Genomic DNA, 25,940 nt, shown 5'->3' on the forward strand with positions numbered 1-25,940 from the left:
GGCGTGCCGGCCAGCAGGGACAACCACTCCGTGAACGCGGTGAGCGGGCCCGCGCGGTGCGCGGCCAGGCCGCGGTTGACGCCGTCCTCCGCCGCCACCGGCCACCGGCGGGCCAGCGGCCCGGTGACCATCAGGCCGACCCCCGACATCACGGCCGCCTGTACCGGCAGCAGCAGCAACAGCAGCAACAGCAGTACGCGAAGGCCGCCGGGTCGTCCCACGGCCGCGCCCCGTTCAGGTCTCATTGACGCCGTGTAACCCGCCGCGGCCCGCTCATGCGCGCACGCCGCCACACGGTTCGGACCGCCCGGTGGGGGAACGGCGGCGAGTGACCGGCAGGGCCGCCCCGGCGCCCCGTACGCCCCGTCAGAACCAGTGCAGGCAGTGCGGGGAACGCTCGGTCCGGAACAGGGCGTCGGCGAGGGCGGCCGCGCCCGGGTGGTGGGCCCTGACGTGCCCGGCGCGCACGAGGGTGCTCGGGGCGGTGCCGCCGAGGTAGACCGAGCCCAGGTCGCTCACGTCCAGCGACAGGTCGGGCTCCCGGTCCGTCGGGACGCAGTCGGCCTTGCCGTCCCGGACGGTCAGCAGGTGGCGGCCGTGCTCGCCGAGGAACGGGTCCTCGACGTCGAGGACGATCTCGCCGTCCGCGAACCAGCCGCGCGCGGTCAGGGCCCCCGGGACGTCCAGCAGCCGCACCCAGAGCCAGTCGCCGACACCCGTCACCTCGCCGCCGCGGAAGTCCTCGAACTGCCAGCGCAGCGGATGGTCGGTCGGGACGTGCTTGAAGGAGACCTGGCTGACGAGGTCGTGTTCGAGCAGGAACCGGGCGAGGGCCGTGTGGACGGCGTCGTCGGCGGTGACGATCTCGTCGACCTTCATCGTCCTGGAGGCGCCGGGCTCGATCGTGTAGCTCGCGTACCCGTCGGGGACGCCGTCGGCGTCCCGGTGGACGGCGACGTACCGCGGCGCCGGAGAGATCGGGGGCTGTCCCGCGCGCAGGGACCACCAGCGGTGCGGGCGGGACAGCGCGCCGGGCTGTGAGCGGCGGTACCGGTCGTAGACCCCTTCCAGGACCTCGCCGCAGTCGCTGCTCCGCACCACCTCGACCGAACCGCTCGGACTGCCCGGACCGTTCGGACTGCTCGGGCCGTTCGGACTGCTCGGGCCGCTCGCCGCGCCCGTGACCGGCTGGCCGTTCCCCCCGCGCGCCCGGGGAACGGCGAATGCCGCCTGGTGGCGCGGCACCGTCAGCCCTGCCGTGTACGTCGCCGGTCCGTAGCCGAACCTGCGGTAGATCAGGGCCTCGGAGGCCAGCAGCACGGAGAGGAACTCCCCGCGGGCGCGCAGCTCGGCGAGCTGATGCCGCATCAGCGCCCTGAGTGCGCCCTGCCGTCGGTGGGAGGGCAGGACGCCGACGGCGGTCACCCCGGAGACGGGTACGAGCACCTCGCCGGGCAGGGTGAGCTCGAAGGAGTGCGCACCGGCGGTGCCGACGCGCTTCCCGTCCGCCGTCACGGCGAACAGGCACCGGTCCGCTTCGAGCGCCGACCACCACTGCCCGCCACCGTCGACCGGGGGTTCCGGGTGGAGCCCGAACGCGGCGTGCATCGTGCTGACGAAGACGTCGAAGTCCTCTTCGGTCGTCTGACGGATCTCCACGTTCTCCACGTGCGCCGCTGCCTTCCCCTGATGTCCGCACCACCGCTCGTGGTGCCCCCGCCACAAAAACGAAAGGCAGGGAGAGCGCTCTCCCTGCCACTTCCAAGCTATAGCGCACTGGGGGGCTTGCCGCAAGGCCCCTCTTCCAGCGCAGAATCGTCGGCCGGAGCAACGAATCGCGGGGAATGGGGCGCGATCGCCCGGGAGGCGTCGCGATGAGCGAGATGAGCGAGATGACCGAGACGACCGAGACGACCGAGACGACCGAGATGAACGAACCGTACGTGGTGGATCTCCGAGGGGCCGACGCCGTGCAGGTCGCCCTCGTCGGCGGCAAGGCCGCGCACCTGGGCGAGCTGTCGCGGATCGGGGGTGTCCGCGTCCCGGAGGGCTTCTGCGTGACGACGGACGCGTTCCGGCGGATCCTGGCGGAAGCGCCGGCCGTCGAAGAGGGGATCGACCGGTTGCGGCGCGTGCCCCCGGGCGACCGGGAAGCCGTCCGCACGCTCAGCGGGGAGGTTCGCCGGGCCATCGAAGGGATCCCCGTCCCGGACGGTGTCGCGGCGCGGATCACCGACGCGCTCGCCCGGTTCGGCGAGCGGGCCGCCTACGCCGTGCGGTCGAGCGCGACGGCGGAGGACATGCCGTCGGCTTCCTTCGCGGGCCAGCAGGACACGTACCTCAACGTCGTGGGGCCGGCGGCTGTCCTGCGGCACGTCAGCCGCTGCTGGGCCTCGCTGTTCACCGAGCGGGCCGTGACGTACCGCCAGGGCAACGGCATCGACCACCGTACGGTCCACATGGCCGTCGTCGTACAGCGGATGGTCTTCCCGCAGGCGGCCGGCGTCCTGTTCACGGCCGACCCCGTGACGGGCGACCGGAAGGCCGCCACCGTGGAGGCGGGCTTCGGTCTCGGCGAGGCCCTGGTGTCCGGCCAGGTGAACCCGGACGTCTTCAAGGTGCGGCACGGCGAAGTCGTGGCCAGGGCGATCGGCACGCAGGAGGTGGCGGTCGACGCGCGGCGTCAGGAGCAGCCGACGCTGACGGACGCGCAGGCCGTGCGGCTCGTCCGGCTCGGGCGGCGGATCGAAGCGCACTTCGGGCGGCCCCAGGACATCGAATGGTGCCTGGCCGACGGCGACTTCCACATCGTTCAGACCAGGCCGATCACGACGCTCTTCCCCGTCCCCGTCCCCGGGCCTGTCCCCGGGCCCGTCCCCGTCCCCGGGCCTGACGCCGCTCCTGCGACCGGCGACCACGACAACCGGGTCTACGTCTCCGTCGGCCACCAGCAGATGATGACCGACGCCATGAAGCCCCTGGGGCTGTCGGTGTGGCAGCTGACGGCCATGGCACCGATGCACGAGGCCGGCGGCCGGCTGTTCGTCGACGTCACCGGGCGCCTGGCCTCGCCCGCGAGCCGCGCCGGCCTCCTGGACATGATCGGGCGCGGCGATCCGCTGGTCAGGGACGCTCTGGAGACCCTCCTCGACCGCGACGGCTTCTTCCCGTCGCCACCCGAGCCCCCCGACGCGACGCCCGACGCGACCCCCGGCGCGGCCCCCGACGCGCCCCCCGGCGGCCCGCCGGCCGGCCGTGCGCCCGCCCCGCTCGCCACCGATCCGGCCGTCGTCACCGAGCTGGTCGAGCGCAGCCGGCGGTCCCTCGCCGACCTGGAGCGGGACATCCGGACGAAGAAGGGACCGGAGCTGTTCGACTTCCTCTCGGACGCCTTCCAGGAGCACAAGCGGCTTCTCAGCGATCCGCAGAGCCTTCAGGCCATCATGGCGGGGATGGAGGCCACCTGGTGGCTCAACGACAACCTGCGGGCGTGGCTGGGCGAGAAGAACGCGGCCGACACGCTGACGCTGTCCGCCCCCGGCAACGTCACGTCGGAGATGGGACTGGCGCTGCTCGACGTCGCGGACGTGATCCGGCCGTGGCCGGAGGTGGTGGCGTTCCTGCAGGGCGTCGAGGGCGCCGAGGACGACGCCTTCCTGGAGGGGCTGACGAAGCTCCCGGGCGGGGCCGGAGCACGCGAAGCCATCGAGGACTACCTCGGCCGGTACGGCATGCGCTGCGTCGGCGAGATCGACATCACGCGGCCGCGCTGGCGCGAGCGCCCCGCCACGCTCGTCCCCGTCATCCTCGACAACGTCAGGAACTTCCGGCCGGGCGCCGCCGAACGGCGCTTCGAGCAGGGCCTGCGGACGGCGCGCGAGAAGGAGCGGGAGGTGCTGTCGCGGTTGCGGGCACTGCCGGACGGGGAGCGCAGGGCCGACGAGACCAAGCGCATGATCGACCGGGTCAGGACCTTCATCGGATACCGGGAGTACCCGAAGTACAACGTCGTCAGCCGCTCCTTCGTCTACAAGCGGGCCCTGGTGGCGGAGGCCGAACGGCTCGTGCGGGCCGGCGTGCTCGCCGAGACCGAGGACGCCTTCCACCTCACGTTCCAGGAGCTGCGCGACGTCGTGCGTACGCACCGGGTGGACGACCGGCTCATCCGGCGGCGCAAGGACGAGTTCCGGTCGTACCGGGCGCTCACACCGCCCCGTGTCCTCACCTCGGACGGGGAGGCCCTCACCGGGTCGTACCGGCGCGACGACGTCCCCGCCGGCGCCCTCGTCGGCCTGCCCGTCTCCGCCGGGACCGTCGAGGGGCGGGCCCGCGTCGTCCTCGACATGGCCGACGCCGACCTGGAGGCCGGCGACATCCTGGTCACCGTCTTCACGGACCCCAGCTGGTCGCCGCTGTTCGTCGGAATCACGGCCATGGTGACGGAGGTGGGCGGGCTCATGACCCACGGGGCGGTGATCGCCCGGGAGTACGGCCTGCCGGCGGTCGTGGGCGTCGCCGGGGCCACCCGGCTGATCCGGGACGGGCAGCGGATCCGCGTGCACGGGAGCGACGGCTACGTCGAACTCCTGGACTGACCGGCTCGGCGGGCGGCGGGCGGCGCCGCGCGTCAGTCGAACTGTTCTGTGTGTGAGGGGGGCGTGACTTTCCGGCGGGGGAATCGTTTCTCTTGTTGTCGCACGGCATGCACACCGCTCCCCCGCGGTACCGCGACACCGGCCCGGGAAGCCGTCCCCCGACTTCCCGGGCCCCACCGTCCACCCTCGGCCACCGCCCGGACCTCCCGGGGCAGCGGCGCGACCGTCCGCCAACCGGTGTCGGGGGCGGCTGTTACGGTCCGGTCATGACATGCCCCGACCGCGTACTCGCCGTCCTGCGCCGTAATGCCGATCTGGCGAGGCTGGCGGCGCGGTCCTTCGATTTTGATCTTGACCGGGCCGAGCACGGCGAAGAGGTCCGTCTGGCGAGCGGAGCGCCCCTGACGGCCGTGGCGGGCGACGACACCGGCGGAACCTACTTCGTCTGTGCCGACGGGCCCGTGCTGTACGCGAGCTCCGACGGCGAAGCGGGCCTCATCGCCGCCGGCCTGGACGAGGCCCTGGAGATCGTCTTCGGTCTGCCGGGTTGGCACGACTACCTCGACCTCGACCTCGCTGCCGACGACGATGAACTGGAGGCGGTGTTCAACCGGACCGAGAACGAGATCCGGCACTCCTACGCCCCCGGGCTGGACGCCGATCGCAGCACGCTGCTCAGCGGCCTGGGCCTGCGCCGGCTCCCCGGGCGCGAGCTGCTGCGCAGGCTCCAGGAGTCCCTGCTGCGGACCGAGCCGGAGTTCCTCCTGCTGAACGCGGACGAAGGCTGCGCGTACGCGTTGCCGGACCACCTGCCGCGGCCGCCGCTCTGGCAGACGGTCCTCGCTCCCGGCCGGTCCGACCTGGCCCGGATGCGGGCGGCGGACCACGACCACCGGGACGCGATCGCGGGCGATCCCGTGCGGCGGGCCACCGTCCTGCGCGCGGCCCAGTACGACCGTCAGCCCGGGGACCTGCAGCTCCTGCGAGTGCTCCTGCGGCACGAAGTGCGCCGCGGCCCCACCGAGGAGCTTCGCCTCGCCGCGGTCCTGGTCGGCCTGCACGGTCAGCCGGAGGACCACGCATGGCTGCGGTCCCTGCGGGAGTCCGAGCCCGACGTCCGCTTCCTGCTCGGCGGTTTCCCGGATTCCGCACCGGCCCTCACCCAGTGGGCGGCCGAGTTCGACGAGTCGAACCACGGCCAGGACCCCGACGAAGAACACGAGCTCACCTGGACGGCGCTGGCCCGCCGCCAGGGACGGACCGAACTGGCCCGCGCCGCGCTCATCCGCATCCTCGACGGCACGGGCCCGCGCGACGAGGCCCTGCTCGGATGCCTGGTCGGCGAGTTCAAAGCCCTCGGAGACCTCGGGCAGGCGATCAGGGCGCGCCGCCTGCACACGTCTGTGCAGGACGACGCCGGCAAGCGCGGCGCGGCCCTCGTCGACCTCGCCTCCCTGCAACGCCGCCACGGCGAGGCGGAGGCGGCCTGGCAGTCCCTTGAGCGGGCGGTCACGGTGCTCGACGGCCCGCCGCCACTGCCGCCCGCCGACCAGCTGGAGCTCGCTCCCGGTCTCGCCCCCGGTCTCGCCCCCGGCCCACCGGAACCGCCCTGCCGAACCTTCGCATGGCGGGAACTCGGCCTGGGGGTGAGGGTCGCCGAGGAGTACCTCCTCATCGCACAGGCCGCCGCGCCGCTCGGTCTGCACGAGACGGCCGGGGCAGCGCTGCGGTCGGGCAGGGCCATGCTCGACGCCCTTGCCCACCCGACCGACAGCCTGCTCCGGACCGCGGAGGCCGCGCAGACGCTCGCAGCACCCCGCCCCGCCTGAGGGGCCGTCACTCCGAGGCGGTCCGTGCAGGGCCGGCAGCCGCCAGCAGCGCGGCGAACGCGAGGGGGGCGACCGTCTGGTAGCCCATCCAGACCTCGCCGCCGGCACCGCTGCCCCGCCACGCCATCACCAGGCCGGCCAGGGCCGCCAGCACCCAGCCGCTGTCGTAGGCGACCATGAGCCGCGTGTACGTGCGCACCGACCGGCTGCGCACGTACCCGATCCCGACGCCACCGCCGATCAGCAGGGCCGCGCCCGAGACGACCATCAGCCAGGCCGGCGTGCCGAGCAACCGGCCGAGCGGGGCCGCGCCCGCGATGCATACAGCGCCGAGCAGCACCTTGAAGGCGCCATCGGCGATGGCCCCCACCATGCGGCGGGACCTCCGCTGTCCTGCCACCTGAGTCATGAATGTCCTCCCCGAAGCTCATCCCGACTTGGTTCCGTAACGAGATTACGGCAATAATCAAATTATGAGAATGACGAGGGCCGAGGCCAAGGAACGCAACCGCCGTGCCCTGCTGGACGCCGCGTTCGAGGTCGTGTCCCGGGACGGGTACCGGGCCAGGCTCGAAGAGATCGCCGAACGCGCCGACCTGACCACCGGCGCCGTCTACTCGCTGTTCGGGAGCAAGAACGGCCTGGTGGTGGCCCTGGTGGCCGACCACCTGCGGCCCTACTACGAGGAGATCGAGCAGGCCGTTCCCGCCGGGCTGGATCTGCTGGAAGCCGTCGACGCCTTCGCCCGGTACTACCGGCGCGGTTGTGACGCCCCGGACGCGCTGCCCCGCATGTCGCTCCAGATCACCCTGCTGGACATGGCCCTGCACGACCCGGAGCTGGGGAGCCGGCTGGCCACGTCCATCCGGTCGCAGGAGCAGCACCTCGTCGCGCTGTTCACCGGAAGGCCGCACGGCGGACGCGCCGTGACGCCGCGTCAGGCGCAGCGCCTGACCACCGCGCTCAGGGCGCTCTTCGTCGGCCTCAGCCAGGGCGTCACCCTCGGCCTCGCCCCTGACGCGGACGAGCAGTACTTCGCCGCCGCCGCACGCGCCTTGGCGTCGGGCATGTCCCAGGACCCGGAAGAGCCGACGGCCTGAGCGCCTCCGGTGTCTCTGCGGTCAGTCCCTGAGGAAGATCACGACGAACCCCGCGACGACCCCGACCGCCACGGCGAGCAGGGCATGGCGTGCCCGAGACTCGCGCAGCACCGGAAGGACGTGGTCGGCGGAGAAGCGGCCCGGCCCGGTCAGGGTGAGCGCGACCACGGAGGCGAACAGCACCGTCTCGAGTTCGACGCCCTTGGGAGGGAAGTACGCGCTCAGGCCCCGGACGTCGAGGATGTTGACGAAGACGCCGATCAGGGCCGCGCCCGCGAGCGGGGTGAGCAGGCCGAGGGTGAGGCCGAGGCCGCCCAGGGTCTCGGAGAGGCTGGACATGAGGGCCATGGCCTCCCCGGCCGGGTAGCCGGCCGCCGTGAAGCCCTTGCCGGTCGCGTCGAGACCCGGACCTCCGAACCAGCCGAAGAGCTTCATCGTCCCGTGGCCGGCCATGCTCAGCCCGACCACGAGCCGGAGCAGGAGCAGGCCGATGTCGTGCACGGGGCTGGGGGTCAGCGTGGCCGGGGCCGCTCCGAAGAGCGGGCGGTCCCCTCGTTCATGCACCGTCAGCGTCCGTTCGTCCGGTTCGTCCGTCGCCTGTGAGCGACGGCCACCCTAGGACGCGCATCCGGAATCCCCGCCCCGCAACGGCGGTGCACCCGCCCCTCACCCCGTTCGGCCGCAGTACTCCCCCTCACCCGGGCGCATGCCCGGTCCGCCGGCGAAGCCCTCGCTCAGGCCCGGGCGGCCCCGGCCCTCACTCCGGACCGGGAGTGCCCGCCAGCGCGCCCGCCAGCCGTCCCAGTGCCGCCTTGATCCGGTCGGGCGTCACGCCCCGTGCGCGTTGCTGGAGGAAGACCTCCGGTGCCAGGGGCGCGAGCAGGCCGTCAACGAGGGCTTCCGGGTCCGGGGTCCCGGACTCGCGCAGCAGGACGAGGACATGGGCGCGCCAGAAGCCGTACGCCCCGACGGTGAAGCGCTTCTCGCCGGTCTCGGCGCCCAGTACCAGGTGGCCGTGGGCGTCGAGCAGGTCGACCATGGCGGCGTAGAACGCGGCGAGCCGCTCGGACGGCGGTGCGCCGGGGCCCAGCGGGGGAGCACCGTGCAGCAACTCCTCCTGGAGGCGGCGTTCGTGCTCGTCGAGGAGGGCCGCCGCGATGGAGGTGACGTCCGGGTAGCGGCGGTAGAGCGTGCCGCGGCCGATGCCGGCGGCCCGGGCGATGTCCTCCATGGTGACCGACCGCGCGTCCCCGGCGGCGAACAGCTCGGCGGCGGCGGAGAGCACCTTGGCCCGGTTGCGGGCGGCGTCCGCGCGTTCCCTCGTCGTCTCCATGGTCCCCAGCCTACCGGAATAAGTGGACGCCCTGTCCGGTTGAGCCTCTCGTCCGGTATAACTGGACGCCGTGTCCGTTTACCGTTCCGGCCGAACCGAGGGGGTCCCCGTCATGACCACGCTGCTGCACCTCGACGCCAGCGCCCGCCGCCGTTCCTTCAGCCGGGAGGCCGGCGACGCCGTCGCCGCCGCCTGGCGCGCGTCCCACCCGGGCGGGATCCACATCCACCGCGACCTCGCCCGGACCCCGGTCCCGCAGATCGGCGAGGCCTGGACCGAGCTGTGCGACCACGTCCTGGAGCACGAGATCACCGACCCCGCCCGTTACCGGGAAGCCGTACGCACTCCCGCGCAGGAGGCGGCCTGGGCGGTCGTCGAGCCGCTGCTGTCCGAACTCCTCGCCGCCGACGTCGTGCTGATCGCCACGCCGATGTACAACTACTCGGTCCCGGCTTCCCTGAAGGCCTGGATCGACCAGGTCACCTTCCCGCGCATGTCCCTGGCCGGACGGCGGTTCGTCGTGGCGTACGCCCGCGGCGGCGCGTACGGCCCGGGCACCCCGCGCCACCCCTACGACCACCAGGAGCGCTACCTGCGCGACTTCCTCGCCGGCCACTTCGCGGTGCCGGAGCAGGACATGACCTTCCTCGGCACCGAGCTGGCCAACTCCCTCATGGACCCCGCCCTCTCCGGCCGACGAGGAGCGCACGACGCGTCCCGGGCGGCCGCACTGGAGGCGGCCCGCACGACAGGAGGGTCCCTGTGAACTGGCTGCTCCTCGTCGCCGCCGGCCTGGTGGAGGTCGCCTGGTCGCAGAGCATCAAGCCGACGGCCGGCTTCACCCGCCCGCTGCCCACGCTGCTCTGCTTCGCGCTCGCCGCCGTCGCGGTCTACCTGCTGTCCCTGGCGATGCAGGGCCTGCCGGTCGGCACGGCCTACGCCGTCTTCACGGGGATCGGCGCGGCGGGCGCGATCACCCTGGGCGTGGTGCTCCACAAGGACCCGGTCACCCCGGGCCGCCTCCTGGCCCTCGCCCTGATCATCGGCGGGGTGGCCCTGTCCCACGCGACCACCCGGACGGGATGAGAAGCCCGCCACGGCACGAGTGAGGAGGCCCGTCCGCGTCAGACTCCGCGAGGAGCCTGGTAGGTGATGCCGACGTCTCCGGCGGAGGTCGCGGCGAGGGCCACGACCTTCCACACCGCGACGGGAAGACCGGCCCTGGGCCCGTCGCAGGCGTCGTTCAGCAGACCCACGACCAGTACCACGGACTTGCCGTCCGGCGCCTTCGCCGAGAACTTGACCTTCTCCGCCATCCACGGTCGCTCGTCGACAGAAGCGAACTCCACCAGGGCGTGATGCGCCTCGAAGTCACGGCCGTTCTGTGTGAGGGTCAGACTGCCTTCCCGCAGGTGGACTCCGACGTGGACCTGGGTGTCCTCCGGCACGATGACGGGTTCGCCGATGGCGCTCAGATCCACGGTGGTCTCCAAAAGGGTGGGAAGGAGAGTTCAGCTGATCAGCATGTCAGCTGACCGCCTGTGAGGAGAGGCGCCCGCGAGGACGGCCGGGGGTTCTCCCCACCAGGCGCGGGCCCGCTGGCCGGAGGACGGACAGGCCCACTGACCGGATGGCCCGGTTCCCCTTGGTCGCGGAGGCTGAGCACGTCCCACCAGCCCGTCCGATCGGAGAACCAGTGCTCAGCCCGAAGTCCTCGCGCCGCATGGTGGCGCGCACCGCCGCCGTGGCCCTGGCCGGAGCGGTGTGCGCCGCCATGATGACCGGCAGCGCCGAAGCCATCGTCAACGGGAAGGACTCCACCCAGCGGTACCCGTCCATGGTGTCGATCCCGGTGACGGGTGTGGACGACCCCACCTTCAAGGGTGTCTGCGGGGGAGCGTTGATCGACGCGAAGTGGGTGCTCACCGCTGCCCACTGCGTGGACCCGGCCCTCGTCACCCTGGACGGCACCGTCCGGATCGGCAGCGAGTGGAGGACCTCCGGAGGCACGGTCCGCTCCGTGGCGAAGGCGATCTCCCACCCGGCCTACCGGAACGGCGGGGGCACCGGCCCCAACCACGACGACATCGCTCTGCTCCGCCTGGACCACCCGGTCGCCGAGAAGCCCCTCCGCATCGCCGACGCACCGGGGCGGCCCGGCACCCCGACCCGGCTGCTGGGCTTCGGCACCATCGCCGACGCACCCGACCCCGCGGGGTGGGTCTTCCCCGACCGGCTCCAGGAACTCGACGCGCGCAGGGGTGCGGTCTCCGAGTGCGCGCCGGACTACGCGGACGGCACCCGCCTGTGCACGGTCAGCCGGGTGCCCGACGCCATGGCCTGCAACGGCGACTCGGGCGGCCCGCAGCTCCAGCGGGACCGGAGGGGGCGATGGGAACTCATCGGCATCACCTCGGGCCCCGGCACCCCCGGCGTACGCTGCGGCCAAGGCCCGGGCCTCTACACCAGCGCACCCGCCTACTCGGGCTGGATCCGTGCGGCGATCGGCCGCACCGGCTGACTCCGGACGCCGGCACCCGAGCCGCCGCGAGGTCCGCTGGAGGGCCATCGCGGACCGCGTGCGGAGCGCGTACGGATCCAGCCACTTGGGCCGAACACCGCGCTGCCGGCAGCCGCCCGGCCGGCGGTTTCAGGGACGGTGTAGAAAGGTCCTCACACGACCGGCGACGACCGCCCGGTCGGACCCACACTTCCCAGGGGGGAACCACCATGCGCACGCACGCGCTCCGAAGAACCTTCGTGTCCCTGCTCGTCGTCTCCGCCTCGGCCGCGGCCCTGGTCCCGGCCGCGGCCGCCCCCGCCGCGGCTGCCCCGGCCCAGTGCCGCGGACCGCAGAGCGGCGTCCTCGCGACGCTCAACCCGGGCCAGCGCCTGGACCCCGGCGCCCGCCTCGCGGACCACGTGAGCACGACCGAACTGGTCATGCAGCCCGACGGCAACCTCGTGCTCTACGCACTCGGCACCCCGGGCGGTTACAAGCTGCCCCTGTGGGCCAGCGGCACGCACGGGAACCCCGGCGCGTACGCCACCATGCAGGCCGACGGCAACTTCGTCGTCTACAAGAAGGACGGCGGCCACGGCAAGGGCGGCGCCCTCTGGCACTCGAACACGTACGGCACCGGCGCGGGCACGGGCAGCGTCAGGGCCTCCCTCCTCGGCGGCGAGTTCCTCGTCGAGGGCCGTAGCGCCAACCCCCGCTGGTCCACCCGCAGCACGGAGCGGCAGGGCTGGTTCTGCTCCGAGTTCGCGACGGCCGCCGAGGGCTGGTGGACGGGCAACTGGGCCCAGTGCCGCGACCGTGTGGCTGGTCCTCCAGCAGGACAACAACCTCGTCATTTTCCGCAAGCGGGGACGGCAAGGCCATTTGGGAGCAGCAACAACGTACGGCGGGCAGCCCCCGGGTGACCCTGCAGATGGCTCCCCAAGGACCGCGGGGACCTGACGCTTCGTCGAGGAAGGCCCGCACCACCGCCCGCTGGCGGACGGGCACGGCGAACAACCCCGGGGCTTACGCCCTGCTCCAGGACGACGGCAACTTCGTCATCTACAAGAAGGACGGCGGCCCCACCAAGGGCGGCGCCCTGTGGCACACCGGCACCTACAACAAGGTCTGACCGGCCCGCAGCACGCACACCCCAGGGGCGGTCCGGCCCGAGCCGCCCGCCCCTGACGGCCGCACCGTGCCGCCCCCGCCCGCCCGGAGCCGGCCCTCCGGGCGGGCGGGGGCGCGAAGATGCAGAGGCGGCGGTCAGGCAGCCGCCGTGCAGGGCGGCGAGGACGGCGCGTTCGGCGTCCAGGAGGACCCGGGTCGCGGGGCGGGTGAGCGGGCCGAGGAGGCGGCCGGTGGTGTGGTCGTCGGTGCGGTGCTCGATGACGACGCTCCGGGTCTTACCGGTCCAGGGAGTGCGGGTCGGCCGTCAGGATGCAGTGGCTGAGGAGTTCGCGGTCGTGGAAGGCGGAGTGCAAGAGGAGGGCCAGATCCGTGAGGGCTTCGAGGTCGCTGCTCGAGACAGCGAACGTGCCGGCTTCTGATCCGAAGTGGAGCCTGTCTGCGCTGTCGGGCATGCGGGAAACGACCAGTGACCTGGCCAGCTCCTCCCAGCCGTGGCCATGGCTCTCGGCGTTGTGCTCCTCGAAGACGCCGGCGACCTGCTCCATGTCGCCGTCGAAGAGATACAGGCAGTAGGAGGGGTCGGGTTCGCCGGTTTCGTCCAGGTGGAACGGGGCCAGGGCAGTCGGGTCACTCACGGGAGTCATGGTAGGGGGCCGGGCCCTGTGGCGAGTAGCGCGATCCCGTTCCTCCGCGGCGATGCGCTCGTACGCCTGTTCCGGGGCGTAAAGCAGGGGTGCGGCCCGGATGAGCTCAGTGTGCACAGCCGCGCTGCCCCTCGCGGCGGGGGCGTCTCAGCTGCCGCTCAGTGGGGACGCCCAGCCGGGGTCGTGGCGGGTTCTCCACGTGAGGTGGGCCAGCAGGTGCTCCGCCGCGATGGGGGCGGTGTCTTGCGGCGCGCCGACTGCGGCCAGGGCGGTGGCGAGCCTTGCCGATGCCGTTAGCGGTACGTCCGGGTCGGTGAGGAGGGGGAGCAGCAGCAGGAAGCGGGTGGCCGTGTCCTGGACCCCTTCGACCGCCGAAGAGGGGCTGTCCGCGATCCGGACCAGTTCGCGCCACGTCAGTCCGGTGCCCGAGAAGTCGCCGTCCCAGCCGGCGATCTGCTCGGCGTACGGTCTGCCCGGACGGGTCAGGAGGTAATCGGTGCCGTAGTCGCCGTCCAGGTTGCGGTAGACCACCACCGCTCCCGGGCCGTCGTCTGTCGGGACCCTGAACACCGGCCAGCGTTCTGGATCGAAGAGGACCTCGGACATGGCATCGGCATCGGCGCCGTCCTCACCGAACCACTCCGGAACGGGGCGCTCGGCACACCCCCCGTCGCTGCACATCGCCAGAAGGTGGTTCGACCAGAAGCCCGGGCGGGCCGGCAGTGACTCGCCCGCCACCAGCGGGCCGATGTCGTATCCCTTGATCAGCACCCCTCGATCCTGCCACCCTGCCGCCAGCCGGCTCGCTGCTCTCCGCTCAGCGGCCGGAGGTTCACCGCGCCCCCGGGCGGCGTCGTCTTCCGGTCGGGTCCTCGGTCACCTGAACAGCAGTCCGGTGAGCGACCGGAAGACCTCCTCGGGGTCCTGGTCGTCCACCGGGCCGCTCAGGTTCCGGCTCAGCAGCAGTGTGGCGAAGCCGTGGGCCAGGCTCCAGGCCGCGACCCCCGCCATCCGGGCGTCGCCGCCCCGTCCCGCCTCCGGCAACTGGGCCACCCCCATGCGCAGTTGCTCGCCGGCGCGCTGCCTGGCGGCGGCCAGGTCGGGGTCGTCCTCGCGCAGCAGTTCCGGCTGGAACATCACCTGGAAGTGCGCCGGATGCGTCCTTGCGAACCGTACGTAGCGCACGCCCCGTTCGCGCAGCTCCGGCGCGTCCGCGTCGGCGTCCGCGTCGGCGTCCGCATCCGCGAGGGCTTCGGCCAGAAGGTCGTAGCCTTCCGCCGCGATCGCCGTGAGCAGGCCGGTGCGGTCCTTGAAGTGGTGCGCCGGCGCGGCGTGCGAGACGCCGGCCCGGCGGGCGAGGTCGCGCAGGCTCAGGGCTCCGGGGCCCTCGGCGGCGATGACGTCGAGGGCCGCGGTCAGGACGGCGTGGCGCAGGTCGCCGTGGTGGTAGGTGCGCTGGCTGGTCACGGTGAACAGACTACGCCGCATCTAGTCGTTGACAAGTTGCGGCGGGCGCGAGCAATCTAGTCACCGTCAAGTTCGAAGCGGCCGAGCCGAGCCCTGGCTGGGCACCGAACCGCCGGTGGACCTGTTGAGGAGACGTCATGTCGGACCAGAACCCCGTGTCGGACGCGATCACGATCGAGCCCCGTCGCGTACGCCACTTGTGGCAGCTGCTGGAGCCGCTGCACGCCGTGCTCTACTTCGCGCCGCAGTCCCTCGAAGAGGCGGCCGCACTGGGCTTCGACACCGGTGAGCGGTGGCCGAGCTACTTCGCCTGGCGGGCCGCACCGCTGGGGGCGGCCGGATCCGATCAGGTGGGGTCCGCGTTCTACAGCTTCAGCCCGGAGATGGTCGGCCGTTACATCCCCGCCGCCTGGGACGTGACCTCCCCCGAAGCCGTCCTCGCCGCCCGCGAGCGCGCCGTCGACCGTGCCTACCGCGCACTCCTGGGGGACCGCGTCGACAGCCCCGCGCTCGCGGAGGCCGCAGCCCTGGCCCGCCGTGCGGCCGAGGCCGCCGACGTCGAGGGCCGCCCGCTCGCCGCCGCCAACGCGGCCCTGGCGTGGCCGAGCGCCCCGCACCTCGTGCTCTGGCAGGCCGCGACGATCCTGCGCGAGCACCGCGGGGACGGCCACGTCGCGGCGCTCCGTGCCGCGGGGCTCGACCCGGTGGAGGCGCTCGTGTCGTTCGCCGCGATCGGGGCGGCGCCGGAGGAGACCTTCCGGAGCCGGCAGTGGAGCGCGCCGGAGTGGGCCGCCGCGCGGGAACACCTCGTACGACGGGGCCTGCTGGAGCCCGATGGCCCCGCGACGGCGACCGCGGCGGGGCGCGCCCTGCGCGCGAAGGTCGAGCGCCACACGGACGAGCTCGCCGCAGGACCGTACGAGGCGCTGGGCTCCGAGAGCACGGAGCGGCTCGCGGCCCTGCTCGGCGACTTCTGGGTCGCGGCGATCGGCTCGGGGCTGCTGCCCATGACCACGACGTTGGGCATCGGCAAGGCCTGACCGACGCCAGCCACGCCCAGCGCGGGTAGCGCACCACCAGACCCGGATCGTGAGTGCAGGCCGGCCGGGCCACCTTTTTTCCTCCGGGGAAAGAAGGTGGTACTTTCCCCATGAGAAAGTACTCGGAAGACCGATGACCATGACCATGACCAGGGACGCCACCCATGACTCCTTACGATGCCCAGACCGCCCTCGACGCCATACGCCACCGGCAGGAGCAGACGTTCAACGCGTACGTGCGCCACGCCTACTCGCGTCCCTACCTGATCGTTTCGGCCCTGGGCCTGTTCGCCGTGTGCTCGTCCTTCGACCTGCCGAACCCCTGGAGCACCGCCGCGGTCCTGGCGGGGAACGGCCTGGCCCTGGGCGGGCTGTTCGTGCACCAGCGCCGGGCCCCGGTCCGCCGGAAGGCCGTCGGCTCGGAGGTGCTGTTCTACGGGGTCACGGGGGTCGCGCTCCTCGTGCTCTTCTGGGCGGTGGCGGTCGCCGCCTACTTCCTCAGCCTGCCGGCGCGGCATACGCTCGCCGCAGCCGTCACCGCCCTGGCGGCCGTAGTCGCCTCGTACGCGCTGCGCCCGGTCGTCGAGAACGTCATCCGAAGGAACGGCCACTGCTGATGGATCCCGACTTCGACGAGTTCCTGCACGTTCCGGCGCGACTCTCGGTCGTCGCGCTCCTGGCTCCGGCCGACTGGGTGGAGTTCGGCTTCGTCCGGGACGCGGTGGACACCAGCGACTCGGCCCTGTCCAAGCAGGTCTCCGCGCTGGCGGACGCCGGGTACGTCGAGGTCCGCAAGACGCGGAACCGTACGGGACGCCACACCCACCTCCGCCTCACCCCGCACGGGCGCCAGGCGTTCCAGCGGCACGCGTCGGCGCTGGAGAGGATCGTGGCGGCCGCACGGATGCCCCTGGAGTAGACGGCAGGCCATCACCTCGCCGCCTGCGCCGCCTCGGCCGAAGACGCCTTCCCCCCCGCAGAGCCCGGGACCTATGGCGACTCGGGGGCCACGCCGGGCCGTTCGCGCCAGAAGGCTCCGGACCGGGCGCGGCGCAGCAGCATCAGCAGCACTCCGGCGCCGGCCAGGAACAGCGCGATGACCAGCGGCGCGCCCAGCCCGAACCAGGCGGTCGAACTGGAGGCGTTGGCCGGATCGGCCATGTCGGCGACGGACTCGGCCAGCAGCCAGATCAGCATGGCCGAGCCGAGCAGCGGGCCCGCGCCGAGCAGCAGGAAGGGGCCCGGCCCCCGCAGCAGGTGGCGCCGGTACCAGACGGCGCAGGCGATGCCGGTGAGGGCGTAGTAGAAGGCGATGAGCAACGACAGGGCCGTCAGGGAGTCCGCGAGGGCGTTCTCGCTGATCCGGTGGATGACGACGTACCAGACGACCGCGGTGCCGGTGACCCACCAGGTGCTGGTGCCCGGTGTGCCGCGGCGGGCGTCGATGCGGGCGAAGCCGGCGGGCAGTGCCTTGCGTCGGGCCATGGACAGGGCGGTGCGGGAGGCCGGGATGATGGTCGTCTGGGTCGAGGCGAGGGCGGAGGTGGCGACGGCGAGGAGCAGGATCCAGTCCCAGCCGCCGAGCACCTCGCGCGCGAGCGCCGCGAAGACGTCCTCCTCGGCGTCGGCCTGCCCGGCGAGGTACGCGGTGCCGGCGTAGGCGACGACCGCGAAGGCCACGGCCACGTAGGTCACCAGCAGGACCACCGTCGACCAGATGCCCGCCCGGCCGGGGGCCTCGGCGGAGTCCTTGGTCTCCTCGGTCAGGTTGACGGCGGATTCCCAGCCCCAGTACGCGAAGACGCCGAGCAGCAGGCCGCCGGTGAGCGCCGGGCCGCCGGCCCCGAAGGGGTTCAGCCAGCCTGCGGCCGGGCGGACGGCGTCCAGGGACCCCGTGCCGGCGTACACCCGCCACATGGCCACGGCCGCGAACACGACGAGGCAGAGGACCTGGACCAGCACGAGCGCGTTCTGGAAGCGGGCCGACACCTCGGTGCCGCGTACGCAGAGCCAGGACATGAGGAGGATCAGCAGGACGGTGAGGGCCTCGCGGACCAGGGTGTTGCCGGCCAGGCCGTCGGCCCCGACGGCGAGCAGGCCGAAGCCGACGGCGACGTCGGCGAGCGAGCCGACGACGAGCACCCCGGTCATCGCGATGGCCCAGCCGCCCAGCCATCCGGTGGTGGGGCCGAGGGCGCGGGTGACCCAGGAGAAGGTCGTGCCGCAGTCGGGGTCGGCCCGGTTGAGGAAGTGGAAGGCGGAGGCGATCAGCAGCATGGGGACGAAGGACGCGAGCATCACGCCGGGGGCGTGTACGCCGACCAGGGCGACGAGGGGGCCGATGACGGCGGCCAGCGAGTACGCGGGGGAGGTGGCGTTGAGGCCGATGGCGAGGGCGTCGAGGAAGCCGATCGCGTCCTGCTTGAGGGCTCCGGCCGGGACCCGTGCCGTCGGGGTGCCGTTCCCGCCCGGTGTCGGGGGCGCGACGGTGGCTGTGGCCGTCACGGCCCGGGGGGTGGTTTCCGGCGGGGTGTCTGCGGCCATCGTCCCTCGCTGTACTGGTGCGGTGTGCGGGCCGCGCCGGGGCGGGCGCGGTGTGAACGGGGGGTGAACTGCGAAGAGGAAACCCGCGCGGGCGGGAAGGGGTCAATGGTGTTGGCATAAGGAACCCGCCCAGGGCCCCGGGCGCCCGCCGCCCAGGGTCCCGGGCGCCCGCCGCGCAGGTCCCGTGCGCCCGCCGCCCAGGGTCCCGGGCGCCCGCCGCGCAGGTCCCGTGCGCCCGCCGCCCAGGATCCGGCCGCCCGCCGCGCAAACCCCGGGGCAGCCCGCACGGGCCCCGGGCGCGGCGGCCGGTGCCGGCCGGGTCAGCCCGCCCGCAGGGCCTGGAGCCGTGACTCCGCGCTCGCGAGCAGCATGTCCAGCGCGACCGGGTACGCGCTGTGGTTCATGCGGGCCGCGAGCAGTCGCCGGGTGGCGCTGATGTGCGGGTACTCGTCGGCCGGCAACCGGGCGTAGGTGGACTCCCACTGCCCCTCGTCGGAGCTCCGGGAAGGCTCGGACAGGGCGAGGGAGCCGGCGTCCAGGGCCGCGAAGGCGAGGCTCTGGTCGATGAAGGCGTGGTAGATCCGGACCGCCTCCGGGTCGGGGAAGCCCGCCGTGCGCAGGATGCCGAGGACGGCCTCGTCGGCGTCGATCTCACGCGGGCGGCCGGTCACGCGGCCGGCGGTCAGTACGGCCGCCTGCGGGTGCGCGAGGTAGGCGCCGTGGATGCGCAGCCCGAGTTCGCGCAGGTCGTGACGCCACTGGCCGGTGGCGGCCCAGCCGTCGAGGGCCCGGCCGATGAGCTCCTCGCCGATGGCGAGGGTGAGGGCGTCCATGCCGTTGAAGTACCGGTAGAGGGTGCTGGGATCCGCTCCGAGGGCGGCGCCGAGACGGCGCGCGGACAGGCCGGCGCTGCCGTGTTCGCGCAGCATGCGCAGGGCGGTCTCGACGATCAGCCGCTCGGACAGGACCACGCCCTGCCGGGTGGGGCGCCGCCGCCGGCGGGCCTCCTCGGGAACCACGGGCTTCGCCATCGGACACCTTCCCCTCTCACACGCAACACCTTATGCCAACACCATTGACGTTATCTCGCCGCCCCGGCTTTCATCCCTCCCACGAGGCGCGGATCTCCGCGGACCTCACCGAGAGAGGGTTTCGTCATGCGTGTTCTGCTTGTGGGCGCCGGCGGCGTCGGTACCGCGATCACCCGGATCGCGGCCCGCCGGGACTTCTTCGACCACTTCGTGGTCGCCGACTACGACCTGTCCCGCGCCGAGGCGGCCGTGACCGCGCTCGGCGAAGCCGGCGGCCGCTTCCACGCGCGCCGCGTCGACGCCTCGGACCGGGCGGCGGTGGCCGCGCTCCTCACCGGCGAGCGGTGCGACGTCCTGCTGAACGCCACGGATCCGCGGTTCGTGATGCCCCTGTTCGAGGCGGCCCTCGCGGCGGACAGCCACTACGTGGACATGGCCATGTCCCTGTCCCGGCCGCACCCCGGCGATCCCTACGCGCAGTGCGGGGTCAAGCTCGGCGACGAGCAGTTCGAGCGGGCCGGGGCCTGGGAGAAGTCGGGCCGGCTGGCCCTGGTCGGGATGGGCGTGGAGCCCGGCCTGTCGGACGTCTTCGCCCGGTACGCCGCCGACGAACTCTTCGACGCGATCGAGGAGATCGGCATTCGCGACGGGGCGAACCTGACGGTCGAGGGCCACGACTTCGCCCCGTCCTTCAACATCTGGACGACGATCGAGGAGTGCCTGAACCCGCCGGTGGTCTACGAACGGGACCGCGGATGGTTCACCACCGAGCCCTTCAGCGAGCCGGAGGTCTTCGACTTCCCGGAGGGCATCGGCCCGGTCGAGTGCGTCAACGTCGAGCACGAGGAGGTGCTGCTGGTCCCGCGCTGGGTGGACGCCCGGCGGGTCACCTTCAAGTACGGCCTGGGCGAGGACTTCATTGGCAAGCTGAGGACCCTGCACGCGCTGGGCCTGGACTCGACCGAACCGGTCACGGTGCGCGGCGCGGACGGCACCCCGGTACGGGTCTCCCCGCGCGACGTGGTGGCGGCGTGCCTGCCCGACCCGGCGACGCTGGGCGAGCGGATGTCGGGCAAGACCTGCGCCGGGACCTGGGTGAAGGGCACCAAGGACGGCCGGCCGCGCGAGGTGTACCTCTACCACGTGGTGGACAACCAGTGGTCGATGCGCGAGTACGGCTCCCAGGCCGTGGTGTGGCAGACCGCGGTCAACCCGGTCGTGGCGCTCGAACTCATCGCCGCCGGCGTCTGGGCGGAGTCGGGCGTACTCGGCCCGGAGGCCCTCCCGCCGCGCCCGTTCCTGGACCTGCTGACCGCGTACGGCTCCCCGTGGGGCATCCGCGACCAGTCCTGACCCCGGGCCCTGCCGCCGCCGCTGGCGCCGCCGCGCCGGGGCGGGATCAGGGCCCCGTCAGACGGGCCGTCAGGCCGTCGAAGTAGCTGCGGTGGAGGGCGACCAGGTCGATCCGGTCGGGGTCGAGCAGCCAGAGCAGGTGGGCCCCCTCCAGGAAGGCGGCGACCTCGGCGGCCAGGGTGTGCGCGTCGGAGCCCGGGCGCGTGGTGCCGTCCGCCTCGGCGCGGGTGAAGAGCGAGACGAGGTGGTCCCGCAGGGCCCGCCCGCGGTCGCGGAACCAGACGTGCAGCGCGGAGCCCGGGTCGAGGTTCTCGGCGGTCAGGGCCGTGTGGAGGGCGGCCAGTTCCCGTTCCGTGGCGGCGGTGTGCTCGGCGTCCCGGACGAACCAGTCGATCGCCTGCGCCAGTGAGGGCTCGGCGTCCGCGGTGATGGCGAGGCGTTCGAGGGCCCGCCGGTCGGCCTCCTGGAGCACGGCCCGGACCAGCGCGTCCTTGCTGCCGAAGTGGTGGATCAGGGCCGAGGGCGTGACACCGGCCCGCGCGGCGACCGCCGCCACGCCGGTGCCGCGCACCCCCTGCTGCGCGAAGAGCTCGATCGCGGCGTCGACCATCGCGCGGCGGCGCTCGACGCCCCGCTTCTGCACCTGTCCCCTGACTCCTGCCATGGGGTTCAGGGTGCCCGTCGGCGGGCGGGGACGTCCAGCCGCGCCCCCGGTCCCCCGCAAACCCCTGGTGGCGGGGGACCGGAGCCATTAACCTGCATGACCATGCAGGAAAATAACGAGAAGATGATCGCTGCCGGCGCCGGTCTCACGCTCTGGGCGGAGGACTTCGGGGCGCCCGAGGACCCGACGGTGCTGCTGGTGATGGGCGCGCAGGCCCAGGGCGTCCAGTGGAACGACGGCCTCGTGCGGCGCCTGGTCGAGGGCGGACGCCACGTCATCCGCTACGACCACCGCGACACCGGCCGCTCCTCCCGGGTGGACTTCGCGGCCCACCCGTACACCGTCGCCGACCTCGCCTCCGACGCGCTCGCCGTCCTCGACGCCTTCGCCGTGGACCGCGCCCACCTGGTCGGGGCCTCCCTCGGCGGGATCATCGCCCAGCGGCTCGCCCTCACCGATCCGCACCGGGTGCTGACCCTGACCAGCCTCTCCTCCCAGCCGCTGGGTACGGACACCGCCGGCGCGATCCAGCGGGCCATGGCCGGCCTCGCCCCCTCGCCCGGTCAGCTCCCGCCCCCGACGGCCGAGTTGCTCGCCGTCCTCATGACCTCCTTCCCCGAGCCGGGCGCGGGCCTGGAGGGGTACCTCGCCGCGCGGCTGCCGATGTGGCGCGTGCTGCACGGTCCGGAGCTCCCGTTCGACGAGGAGGAGTACCGCGCCATGGAGGAACGGGTCCACGGGCGGGCGGAGGACATCGGGGCCGCGCTGAACCACACGCTGGCCGGAGCCGCGGGGGACTCCTTCACCACGGCCGACCTGGCCTCGGTCGCCGCTCCCACGCTCGTGCTGCACGGCACGCGCGACCCGATGTTCCCGCCGCCGCACGCCGAGGCCACGGCCGCGGCCGTCCCCGGCGCACGCCTGGTCATGCTCGAAGGGATGGGCCACACCCTGCCCCGGGCCGTGGACGGGCGCCTGGCCGCCGAGATCCTCGCCCACACCGGGGGGTGAGGGGCCCCGCCGCCACGACGGGCATCAGGAAGCGTCGCAGGCGGCGTCCAGGACCGCGCGGGCCCGGCGCAGGGCCGCGGCGTCGACGAGGCCGCCGTTCTCGTCGAGCCACGCCCCCGTCCCGCTCGCCCCGGCCCGCTCCACGCTCTCCACGAGCCGGCGCGCGGCGTCGACCTCCCCGGCCCGAGGCGTGAACACGGAGTTGACCACGGCCACTTGGGCGGGATGGACCACCGAGCGCCCGAAGAAGCCGCGCTCCCGTCCGCGTACGCAGTCCACCGCCAGCCCGTCCAGGTCCCGCACGGCGGGGAAGACGCTCAGCGGCGGCCTGGGCAGACGGGCCGCGGCGGCGGCGAGCAGGACGCGGTGGGCGGCCGCGTCCAGCACGTCGCGGTGGCCCGTGCCCAGTTCGGCCGCGAGGTCGGCCTCCCCGAAGGCGAGGCCGGACACCATGGCGTGGCCGGTGGCGAGGGCGTGGGCGTGCTCGATGCCCAGTGCCGTCTCCAGCAGCGGTACGAGCGGCACCCCCGGCAGGAGCCGCGCGGCCTCGGCGACCTGCGCGGGCCGCTCGCACTTGGGGATGCGCACGCCCGAGACCCTGGTGCCGCGCAGGGCGGTCAGGTCCTCCTCGCCTCCCCTCCCCGGCGGGTTCACGCGCACGTACACCGGGCGCCGGTGGCCGCGGTCCAGGAAACCGACGACGGCTTCGCGCGCGGCCGCCTTCCGGAGGGGAGCCACCGCGTCCTCCAGGTCGATGACCACCGCGTCGGCCCCGCAGGCGAGGGCCTTGCCGAAGCGCTCGGGGCGGTCTCCCGGTACGTAGAGCCAGGTACGGGCCGCCGGGCGCGGGCGGCGGCCGCTGCCCGGGTCCGCACCACGCGGGGCAGAGCCGTCGGCGCCCGCGCCGCGCGGGGTGGAGGCCTCCATCAGACACCTGTGCTTTCCCCGGGCGCCGGCGAGGACGCCCGGACCGTTACCGCCGATTACGCAGGCCTCACCGGCCCGCCGCGATGACCCCGGCCGCCGCGGCGGGCCCGCGCGGCATCAGCTCCGGAACAGCCGGAACCGCTCCTCGCCCACGCGGGCGCGTGCCTGCGCGTCGGTCACGCCGAGCCCGGCCCGGGGCGCGAGGCCCAGCACGCCGACCTTGCCGAGGTGCTCGTTCACCTGCACGCTGCGCGCCGCCTCACCGGCGTCGTCCAGGGCGTAGGTGGCGGACAGGGCCGGAAGGACCCTGCCCATCTCGATGAGCCGGTTGGTCTCCCACTGCTCGTTGAGGTTGGCGCCGTGGCTGCCGATGATGTTCTTCAGCTTCATCCACAGGTAGCGGTTGTCGTACTGGTGGTCGTAGCCGGTGCTGGACCCGCAGGTGACGACGGTGCCGCCGCGGCGCGCCAGGAACACCGAGGCGCCGAAGGTCGCCTTGCCGACGTGCTCGAAGACGATGTGCGGGTCCTCGCCGACCGCGTCGCGGATGGCCTTGCCCAGCTTCTTCCACCCCTCGGGCCGCTGGAGCAGGGTGCGGTCGCCCTGTTCGATCGCCGAGCGGTCGATGACCGCCTCGCAGCCGAGCTTGCGCAGCACCTCCGCCTTCTCCGCGGAACTGACGACGCCGACGGGGATGCCGCCGCCGTTGCGCACCAGCTGGACGGCGTACGCGCCCAGTCCGCCGGTCGCGCCCCAGATCAGGACCACGTCCCCCTGCTTCATGCGGGCGCCGCGGTCGCTGACGAGCATCCGGTACGCGGTGCCCGCGCACAGCGGGTTGGCGGCGGCCTCCTCCCAGGTGAGCAGCGCCGGCTTGGGCAGGAGCTGGCTGGCGCGCACGACGGTGTACTCCGCCAGGCCCCCGAAGTTGGTCTCGAACCCCCAGGCGCGCTGGTCCTCGCCGAGCATGCCGTCACGGTGGGTGGCGGGGTCCTGCTCGTCGACGTAGGCCGTCCCGATGACGACGTGGTCGCCCGCGTTCCAGCGGCGCACGGCCGAGCCGGTCCGCACGACCACGCCCGAGGCGTCGGAGCCGAGGATGTGGTACGGCAGGTCGTGGCGGGCGTCCCAGCCGCCGCGCCGGCCCATCTGCTCCAGGAAACGGAAGGTGGGTACCGGTTCGAAGGTGGCGGACCACACGGTGTTGAAGTTGATGGCGCCCGCCATCACCGCGACCAGCACCTCGTCGGGCGCGAGTTCGGGGATGGGGACGTCTTCCACGTGCATCGACTTGCGGACGTCCTTGTCCGCGACGCCGTCGAACATCCCCGTCTGGTCCTTGTGGACCGTCACGGCCTTCATACGGCCGGGCAGGGGCAGGCTCAGCAGCTCTTCACCGCTGCGGCCTTCGATCACGGCGTCTGCGAGGGGAGTACTCATGGGATCTCCATAGGTGTCGTACGGGTTCGGGACGGCCGGAGGCGTACGCGGGACCGCCTCAGGCCCGCACGGCCCCGAGCGCCGCGAGGACGGCGTCGGTGGTGTCGACGCGGGCGATCAGCGGCAGGATCCGGGTGGTCGCGAACTCCTGGTGCTCGGCGGAGAACGTGCTCGTCGCGTCCTCCGCGACGACCACGTGGTAGCCGTGCTCGTAGGCGGAGCGGGCGGTCGACTCCACGGCGAGGTTGGTGGCGACGCCGGTGAGGACGAGCTCCTCGATGCCGCGGCGGCGCATCTGGATGTCCAGTTCGGTGCCGGTGAAGGCGCCCCACTGGCGCTTGGTGATCAGCAGGTCGTCGGGGTGCGCCGCGAGCTCGGGGGAGAGCCGGGAGTACTCGGGGTGCAGGGCCGGGGGGTTGTGCGGTACGTCGGCGCGGGGCTGGAGCGCGGCGCCGCCGTCGGGACCGTGGGCCACGTTGACGAGGACGACGGGCATGCCGGCCGCGCGGAAGGCGTGGGCCAGGCGGGCGCTGTTGTCGACGACCTGAGCGGCCGGGTGGGGCCGCAGGGGCAGTCCGAGGATGCCCTCCTGGACGTCGAGCACGACGAGGGCGGCGTTGGGGCTGAGTTCCGCGACGGGCACGGGTGGTTCCTTTCGGACGGGTGCGGAGTACGCCGCGCGGGTGATCGGCACGGAGTACGTGCGCCTGGGGCGCGGTGGGACGGGAGGGGAAGGGGAGGGGGCGGCTCAGCCGGGGACGGCCGTGCCGCGCAGGTGCCGGGTGAAGGCGGCGTTGAGGAGGAGTACGAGGCTGATCCCCGTGATCACGGCGGCCAGCAGGTGGAGCCCGGAGTCGCCGGCCTGCCGGCCGACCGCGATGCCGACGAGGGCCGAGGCGAGGTTGGCGCCGATGTACTGGGAGGTGCGCAGGAGCCCGGAGGCGGTGCCGATCTGCTCGGCGGGCGCGGTGCGGTACATCAGCGTCTGGTTGCCCAGGCTGTTGAACCCGTTGGGCAGGCCCAGCACCGCCGCGATGACCAGGATCTGCCAGAGCGGCACGCTCGACCCGAACAGGGCCAGTGCGGCGCTGCCCACGCAGAGGGCGGCGGAGCCGGTGACGAGGACGGCGCGCAGGCCGCGGCCGACGAGCCGGGTGGCCCACATGGTGGTGAGGACGCCGAGACCGGCCATGGGCAGCATGACCAGGCCCGACTCGGCCTCGGACAGGCCGCGTCCCTGCTGGAGCCACTGGGGGAGGGCGTAGGTGATGGAGTAGAAGACGACGTACGTCCCCCTGCAGCGCACGTAGGTCGCGGCGAGCGGACGG

At 73.3% G+C, this 25,940-nt stretch carries 28 protein-coding genes and 1 pseudogene; 13 read left to right on the forward strand and 16 right to left on the reverse strand.

Features of this window, described 5'->3' with window-relative positions:
• Both SSNG_RS42680 and SSNG_RS34345 read right to left on the reverse strand, forming a co-directional pair.
• Positions 1-245 (reverse strand): annotated as a pseudogene (locus SSNG_RS42680) (hypothetical protein); the annotation flags it as partial.
• Positions 246-366: 121 nt separating this feature from the next.
• Positions 367-1,659, reverse strand: a complete 1,293-nt coding sequence (locus SSNG_RS34345; RefSeq protein ID WP_007268571.1) for a GNAT family N-acetyltransferase — start codon at positions 1,657-1,659, stop codon at positions 367-369.
• A 269-nt stretch (positions 1,660-1,928) separates the two neighbouring features.
• Between SSNG_RS34345 and rph the strand changes: the two genes are divergently transcribed.
• Together rph and SSNG_RS34355 are read left to right on the forward strand one after the other, a co-directional pair.
• Positions 1,929-4,595 (forward strand): rifamycin-inactivating phosphotransferase, encoded by a 2,667-nt coding sequence (gene rph, locus SSNG_RS34350; protein WP_007268572.1) that lies wholly within the window; start codon positions 1,929-1,931, stop codon positions 4,593-4,595.
• A 266-nt stretch (positions 4,596-4,861) separates the two neighbouring features.
• Positions 4,862-6,424, forward strand: a complete 1,563-nt coding sequence (locus tag SSNG_RS34355; protein WP_007268573.1) for a hypothetical protein — start codon at positions 4,862-4,864, stop codon at positions 6,422-6,424.
• A 7-nt stretch (positions 6,425-6,431) separates the two neighbouring features.
• On the opposite strand, the gene SSNG_RS34360 is transcribed toward SSNG_RS34355, so the two are convergent.
• Positions 6,432-6,833, reverse strand: coding sequence for a hypothetical protein (locus tag SSNG_RS34360; protein ID WP_007268574.1), 402 nt, complete (start codon positions 6,831-6,833; stop codon positions 6,432-6,434).
• Between the two features lie 70 nt (positions 6,834-6,903).
• Between SSNG_RS34360 and SSNG_RS34365 the strand changes: the two genes are divergently transcribed.
• Complete coding sequence (locus SSNG_RS34365) at positions 6,904-7,524, forward strand: TetR/AcrR family transcriptional regulator (protein ID WP_042804629.1); 621 nt, start codon at positions 6,904-6,906, stop codon at positions 7,522-7,524.
• 21 nt (positions 7,525-7,545) lie between these two features.
• Here SSNG_RS34365 and SSNG_RS34370 read toward each other — a convergent pair whose 3' ends face one another.
• Entirely contained in the window at positions 7,546-8,088 is a 543-nt protein-coding gene (locus SSNG_RS34370; RefSeq protein WP_128637615.1) for a DoxX family membrane protein, read from the reverse strand.
• Positions 8,089-8,281: 193 nt separating this feature from the next.
• Complete coding sequence (locus SSNG_RS34375; protein ID WP_042804630.1) at positions 8,282-8,857, reverse strand: TetR/AcrR family transcriptional regulator; 576 nt, start codon at positions 8,855-8,857, stop codon at positions 8,282-8,284.
• A 112-nt stretch (positions 8,858-8,969) separates the two neighbouring features.
• Here SSNG_RS34375 and SSNG_RS34380 point away from each other — a divergent pair, with 112 nt between their 5' ends.
• Positions 8,970-9,623 carry an NAD(P)H-dependent oxidoreductase gene (locus SSNG_RS34380; RefSeq protein ID WP_007268578.1) on the forward strand — a complete coding sequence of 218 codons (654 nt, stop codon included), beginning with the start codon at positions 8,970-8,972 and terminating at the stop codon, positions 9,621-9,623.
• Positions 9,620-9,943 (forward strand): multidrug efflux SMR transporter, encoded by a 324-nt coding sequence (locus SSNG_RS34385; protein ID WP_007268579.1) that lies wholly within the window; start codon positions 9,620-9,622, stop codon positions 9,941-9,943. Before SSNG_RS34380 ends, SSNG_RS34385 begins: the two co-directional genes overlap by 4 nt.
• A gap of 38 nt (positions 9,944-9,981) precedes the next feature.
• Here the strand turns inward: SSNG_RS34385 and SSNG_RS34390 are convergent, their stop codons facing one another.
• Complete coding sequence (locus tag SSNG_RS34390) at positions 9,982-10,338, reverse strand: hypothetical protein (RefSeq protein ID WP_042804772.1); 357 nt, start codon at positions 10,336-10,338, stop codon at positions 9,982-9,984.
• A gap of 149 nt (positions 10,339-10,487) precedes the next feature.
• Here SSNG_RS34390 and SSNG_RS34395 point away from each other — a divergent pair, with 149 nt between their 5' ends.
• The 3 genes from SSNG_RS34395 (at position 10,488) to SSNG_RS34405 (ending at position 12,492) form a co-directional block, all read left to right on the forward strand.
• Positions 10,488-11,378: a serine protease gene (locus SSNG_RS34395; RefSeq protein ID WP_042804631.1), complete on the forward strand. Its 891-nt coding sequence runs from the start codon at positions 10,488-10,490 to the stop codon at positions 11,376-11,378.
• A gap of 209 nt (positions 11,379-11,587) precedes the next feature.
• Positions 11,588-12,283 carry a hypothetical protein gene (locus SSNG_RS38390; RefSeq protein WP_007268582.1) on the forward strand — a complete coding sequence of 232 codons (696 nt, stop codon included), beginning with the start codon at positions 11,588-11,590 and terminating at the stop codon, positions 12,281-12,283.
• On the forward strand, positions 12,280-12,492 hold the full coding sequence (locus SSNG_RS34405) for a hypothetical protein (protein WP_007268583.1): 213 nt from the start codon (positions 12,280-12,282) through the stop codon (positions 12,490-12,492). Before SSNG_RS38390 ends, SSNG_RS34405 begins: the two co-directional genes overlap by 4 nt.
• A 274-nt stretch (positions 12,493-12,766) precedes the next feature.
• On the opposite strand, the gene SSNG_RS38395 is transcribed toward SSNG_RS34405, so the two are convergent.
• From SSNG_RS38395 to SSNG_RS34420, 3 genes are all read right to left on the reverse strand, one after another.
• Positions 12,767-13,126 carry an Imm51 family immunity protein gene (locus SSNG_RS38395; RefSeq protein ID WP_165365087.1) on the reverse strand — a complete coding sequence of 120 codons (360 nt, stop codon included), beginning with the start codon at positions 13,124-13,126 and terminating at the stop codon, positions 12,767-12,769.
• A gap of 156 nt (positions 13,127-13,282) precedes the next feature.
• On the reverse strand, positions 13,283-13,906 hold the full coding sequence (locus SSNG_RS34415; RefSeq protein WP_007268585.1) for a hypothetical protein: 624 nt from the start codon (positions 13,904-13,906) through the stop codon (positions 13,283-13,285).
• A gap of 105 nt (positions 13,907-14,011) precedes the next feature.
• Positions 14,012-14,623, reverse strand: coding sequence for a TetR/AcrR family transcriptional regulator (locus SSNG_RS34420; RefSeq protein WP_063749979.1), 612 nt, complete (start codon positions 14,621-14,623; stop codon positions 14,012-14,014).
• Positions 14,624-14,739: 116 nt separating this feature from the next.
• On the opposite strand from SSNG_RS34420, the gene SSNG_RS34425 reads away from it, so the two are divergent.
• The 3 genes from SSNG_RS34425 to SSNG_RS34435 all read left to right on the forward strand — a co-directional run bounded on the left by SSNG_RS34425 (position 14,740) and on the right by SSNG_RS34435 (position 16,561).
• On the forward strand, positions 14,740-15,642 hold the full coding sequence (locus tag SSNG_RS34425) for a hypothetical protein (RefSeq protein WP_007268587.1): 903 nt from the start codon (positions 14,740-14,742) through the stop codon (positions 15,640-15,642).
• Between the two features lie 164 nt (positions 15,643-15,806).
• Positions 15,807-16,259 (forward strand): hypothetical protein, encoded by a 453-nt coding sequence (locus tag SSNG_RS34430; RefSeq protein WP_007268588.1) that lies wholly within the window; start codon positions 15,807-15,809, stop codon positions 16,257-16,259.
• Complete coding sequence (locus SSNG_RS34435) at positions 16,259-16,561, forward strand: transcriptional regulator (protein WP_042804632.1); 303 nt, start codon at positions 16,259-16,261, stop codon at positions 16,559-16,561. Before SSNG_RS34430 ends, SSNG_RS34435 begins: the two co-directional genes overlap by 1 nt.
• Before the next feature lie 71 nt (positions 16,562-16,632).
• Here SSNG_RS34435 and SSNG_RS34440 read toward each other — a convergent pair whose 3' ends face one another.
• Together SSNG_RS34440 and SSNG_RS34445 are read right to left on the reverse strand one after the other, a co-directional pair.
• Complete coding sequence (locus SSNG_RS34440) at positions 16,633-18,054, reverse strand: APC family permease (protein WP_042804777.1); 1,422 nt, start codon at positions 18,052-18,054, stop codon at positions 16,633-16,635.
• A 452-nt stretch (positions 18,055-18,506) separates the two neighbouring features.
• Positions 18,507-19,217: a TetR/AcrR family transcriptional regulator gene (locus SSNG_RS34445; RefSeq protein ID WP_007268591.1), complete on the reverse strand. Its 711-nt coding sequence runs from the start codon at positions 19,215-19,217 to the stop codon at positions 18,507-18,509.
• 126 nt (positions 19,218-19,343) lie between these two features.
• Here SSNG_RS34445 and SSNG_RS34450 point away from each other — a divergent pair, with 126 nt between their 5' ends.
• Positions 19,344-20,570 carry a saccharopine dehydrogenase C-terminal domain-containing protein gene (locus SSNG_RS34450; RefSeq protein ID WP_042804633.1) on the forward strand — a complete coding sequence of 409 codons (1,227 nt, stop codon included), beginning with the start codon at positions 19,344-19,346 and terminating at the stop codon, positions 20,568-20,570.
• Positions 20,571-20,616: 46 nt separating this feature from the next.
• Here the strand turns inward: SSNG_RS34450 and SSNG_RS34455 are convergent, their stop codons facing one another.
• Positions 20,617-21,234 (reverse strand): TetR/AcrR family transcriptional regulator, encoded by a 618-nt coding sequence (locus SSNG_RS34455; RefSeq protein ID WP_007268593.1) that lies wholly within the window; start codon positions 21,232-21,234, stop codon positions 20,617-20,619.
• A gap of 96 nt (positions 21,235-21,330) precedes the next feature.
• Between SSNG_RS34455 and SSNG_RS34460 the strand changes: the two genes are divergently transcribed.
• Positions 21,331-22,245, forward strand: coding sequence for an alpha/beta hydrolase (locus tag SSNG_RS34460; protein WP_128637616.1), 915 nt, complete (start codon positions 21,331-21,333; stop codon positions 22,243-22,245).
• A 24-nt stretch (positions 22,246-22,269) separates the two neighbouring features.
• Here the strand turns inward: SSNG_RS34460 and SSNG_RS34465 are convergent, their stop codons facing one another.
• The 4 genes from SSNG_RS34465 to SSNG_RS34480 form a co-directional block, all read right to left on the reverse strand.
• Positions 22,270-23,172: a CoA ester lyase gene (locus tag SSNG_RS34465; RefSeq protein WP_007268595.1), complete on the reverse strand. Its 903-nt coding sequence runs from the start codon at positions 23,170-23,172 to the stop codon at positions 22,270-22,272.
• Between the two features lie 117 nt (positions 23,173-23,289).
• A complete protein-coding gene (gene ccrA / locus SSNG_RS34470; protein WP_007268596.1) occupies positions 23,290-24,612 on the reverse strand; it encodes a crotonyl-CoA carboxylase/reductase in 1,323 nt (440 codons plus the stop codon).
• A 58-nt stretch (positions 24,613-24,670) separates the two neighbouring features.
• Positions 24,671-25,255, reverse strand: a complete 585-nt coding sequence (locus SSNG_RS34475) for an isochorismatase family protein (protein ID WP_007268597.1) — start codon at positions 25,253-25,255, stop codon at positions 24,671-24,673.
• 105 nt (positions 25,256-25,360) lie between these two features.
• Positions 25,361-25,940, reverse strand: a 580-nt coding sequence (locus SSNG_RS34480) for an MFS transporter (protein ID WP_042804634.1), incomplete at its 5' end; no start/stop codon positions are given.

Source organism: Streptomyces sp. C, from assembly GCF_000158895.1.
GTDB classification, from domain to species: Bacteria; Actinomycetota; Actinomycetes; order Streptomycetales; family Streptomycetaceae; genus Streptomyces; species Streptomyces racemochromogenes.

Coding starts and splice junctions, on each gene's coding strand:
- rph (WP_007268572.1), top strand. CDS start 1,929: ATGAACGAACCGTACGTGGTGGATCTCCGAGGGGCCGACGCCGTGCAG.
- SSNG_RS34355 (WP_007268573.1), top strand. CDS start 4,862: ATGACATGCCCCGACCGCGTACTCGCCGTCCTGCGCCGTAATGCCGAT.
- SSNG_RS34360 (WP_007268574.1), bottom strand. CDS start 6,833: ATGACTCAGGTGGCAGGACAGCGGAGGTCCCGCCGCATGGTGGGGGCC.
- SSNG_RS34365 (WP_042804629.1), top strand. CDS start 6,904: ATGACGAGGGCCGAGGCCAAGGAACGCAACCGCCGTGCCCTGCTGGAC.
- SSNG_RS34375 (WP_042804630.1), bottom strand. CDS start 8,857: ATGGAGACGACGAGGGAACGCGCGGACGCCGCCCGCAACCGGGCCAAG.
- SSNG_RS34380 (WP_007268578.1), top strand. CDS start 8,970: ATGACCACGCTGCTGCACCTCGACGCCAGCGCCCGCCGCCGTTCCTTC.
- SSNG_RS34395 (WP_042804631.1), top strand. CDS start 10,488: ATGGCCCGGTTCCCCTTGGTCGCGGAGGCTGAGCACGTCCCACCAGCC.
- SSNG_RS38390 (WP_007268582.1), top strand. CDS start 11,588: ATGCGCACGCACGCGCTCCGAAGAACCTTCGTGTCCCTGCTCGTCGTC.
- SSNG_RS34420 (WP_063749979.1), bottom strand. CDS start 14,623: ATGCGGCGTAGTCTGTTCACCGTGACCAGCCAGCGCACCTACCACCAC.
- SSNG_RS34425 (WP_007268587.1), top strand. CDS start 14,740: ATGTCGGACCAGAACCCCGTGTCGGACGCGATCACGATCGAGCCCCGT.
- SSNG_RS34430 (WP_007268588.1), top strand. CDS start 15,807: ATGACTCCTTACGATGCCCAGACCGCCCTCGACGCCATACGCCACCGG.
- SSNG_RS34435 (WP_042804632.1), top strand. CDS start 16,259: ATGGATCCCGACTTCGACGAGTTCCTGCACGTTCCGGCGCGACTCTCG.
- SSNG_RS34445 (WP_007268591.1), bottom strand. CDS start 19,217: ATGGCGAAGCCCGTGGTTCCCGAGGAGGCCCGCCGGCGGCGGCGCCCC.
- SSNG_RS34450 (WP_042804633.1), top strand. CDS start 19,344: ATGCGTGTTCTGCTTGTGGGCGCCGGCGGCGTCGGTACCGCGATCACC.
- SSNG_RS34455 (WP_007268593.1), bottom strand. CDS start 21,234: ATGGCAGGAGTCAGGGGACAGGTGCAGAAGCGGGGCGTCGAGCGCCGC.
- SSNG_RS34460 (WP_128637616.1), top strand. CDS start 21,331: ATGACCATGCAGGAAAATAACGAGAAGATGATCGCTGCCGGCGCCGGT.
- SSNG_RS34465 (WP_007268595.1), bottom strand. CDS start 23,172: ATGGAGGCCTCCACCCCGCGCGGCGCGGGCGCCGACGGCTCTGCCCCG.
- ccrA (WP_007268596.1), bottom strand. CDS start 24,612: ATGAGTACTCCCCTCGCAGACGCCGTGATCGAAGGCCGCAGCGGTGAA.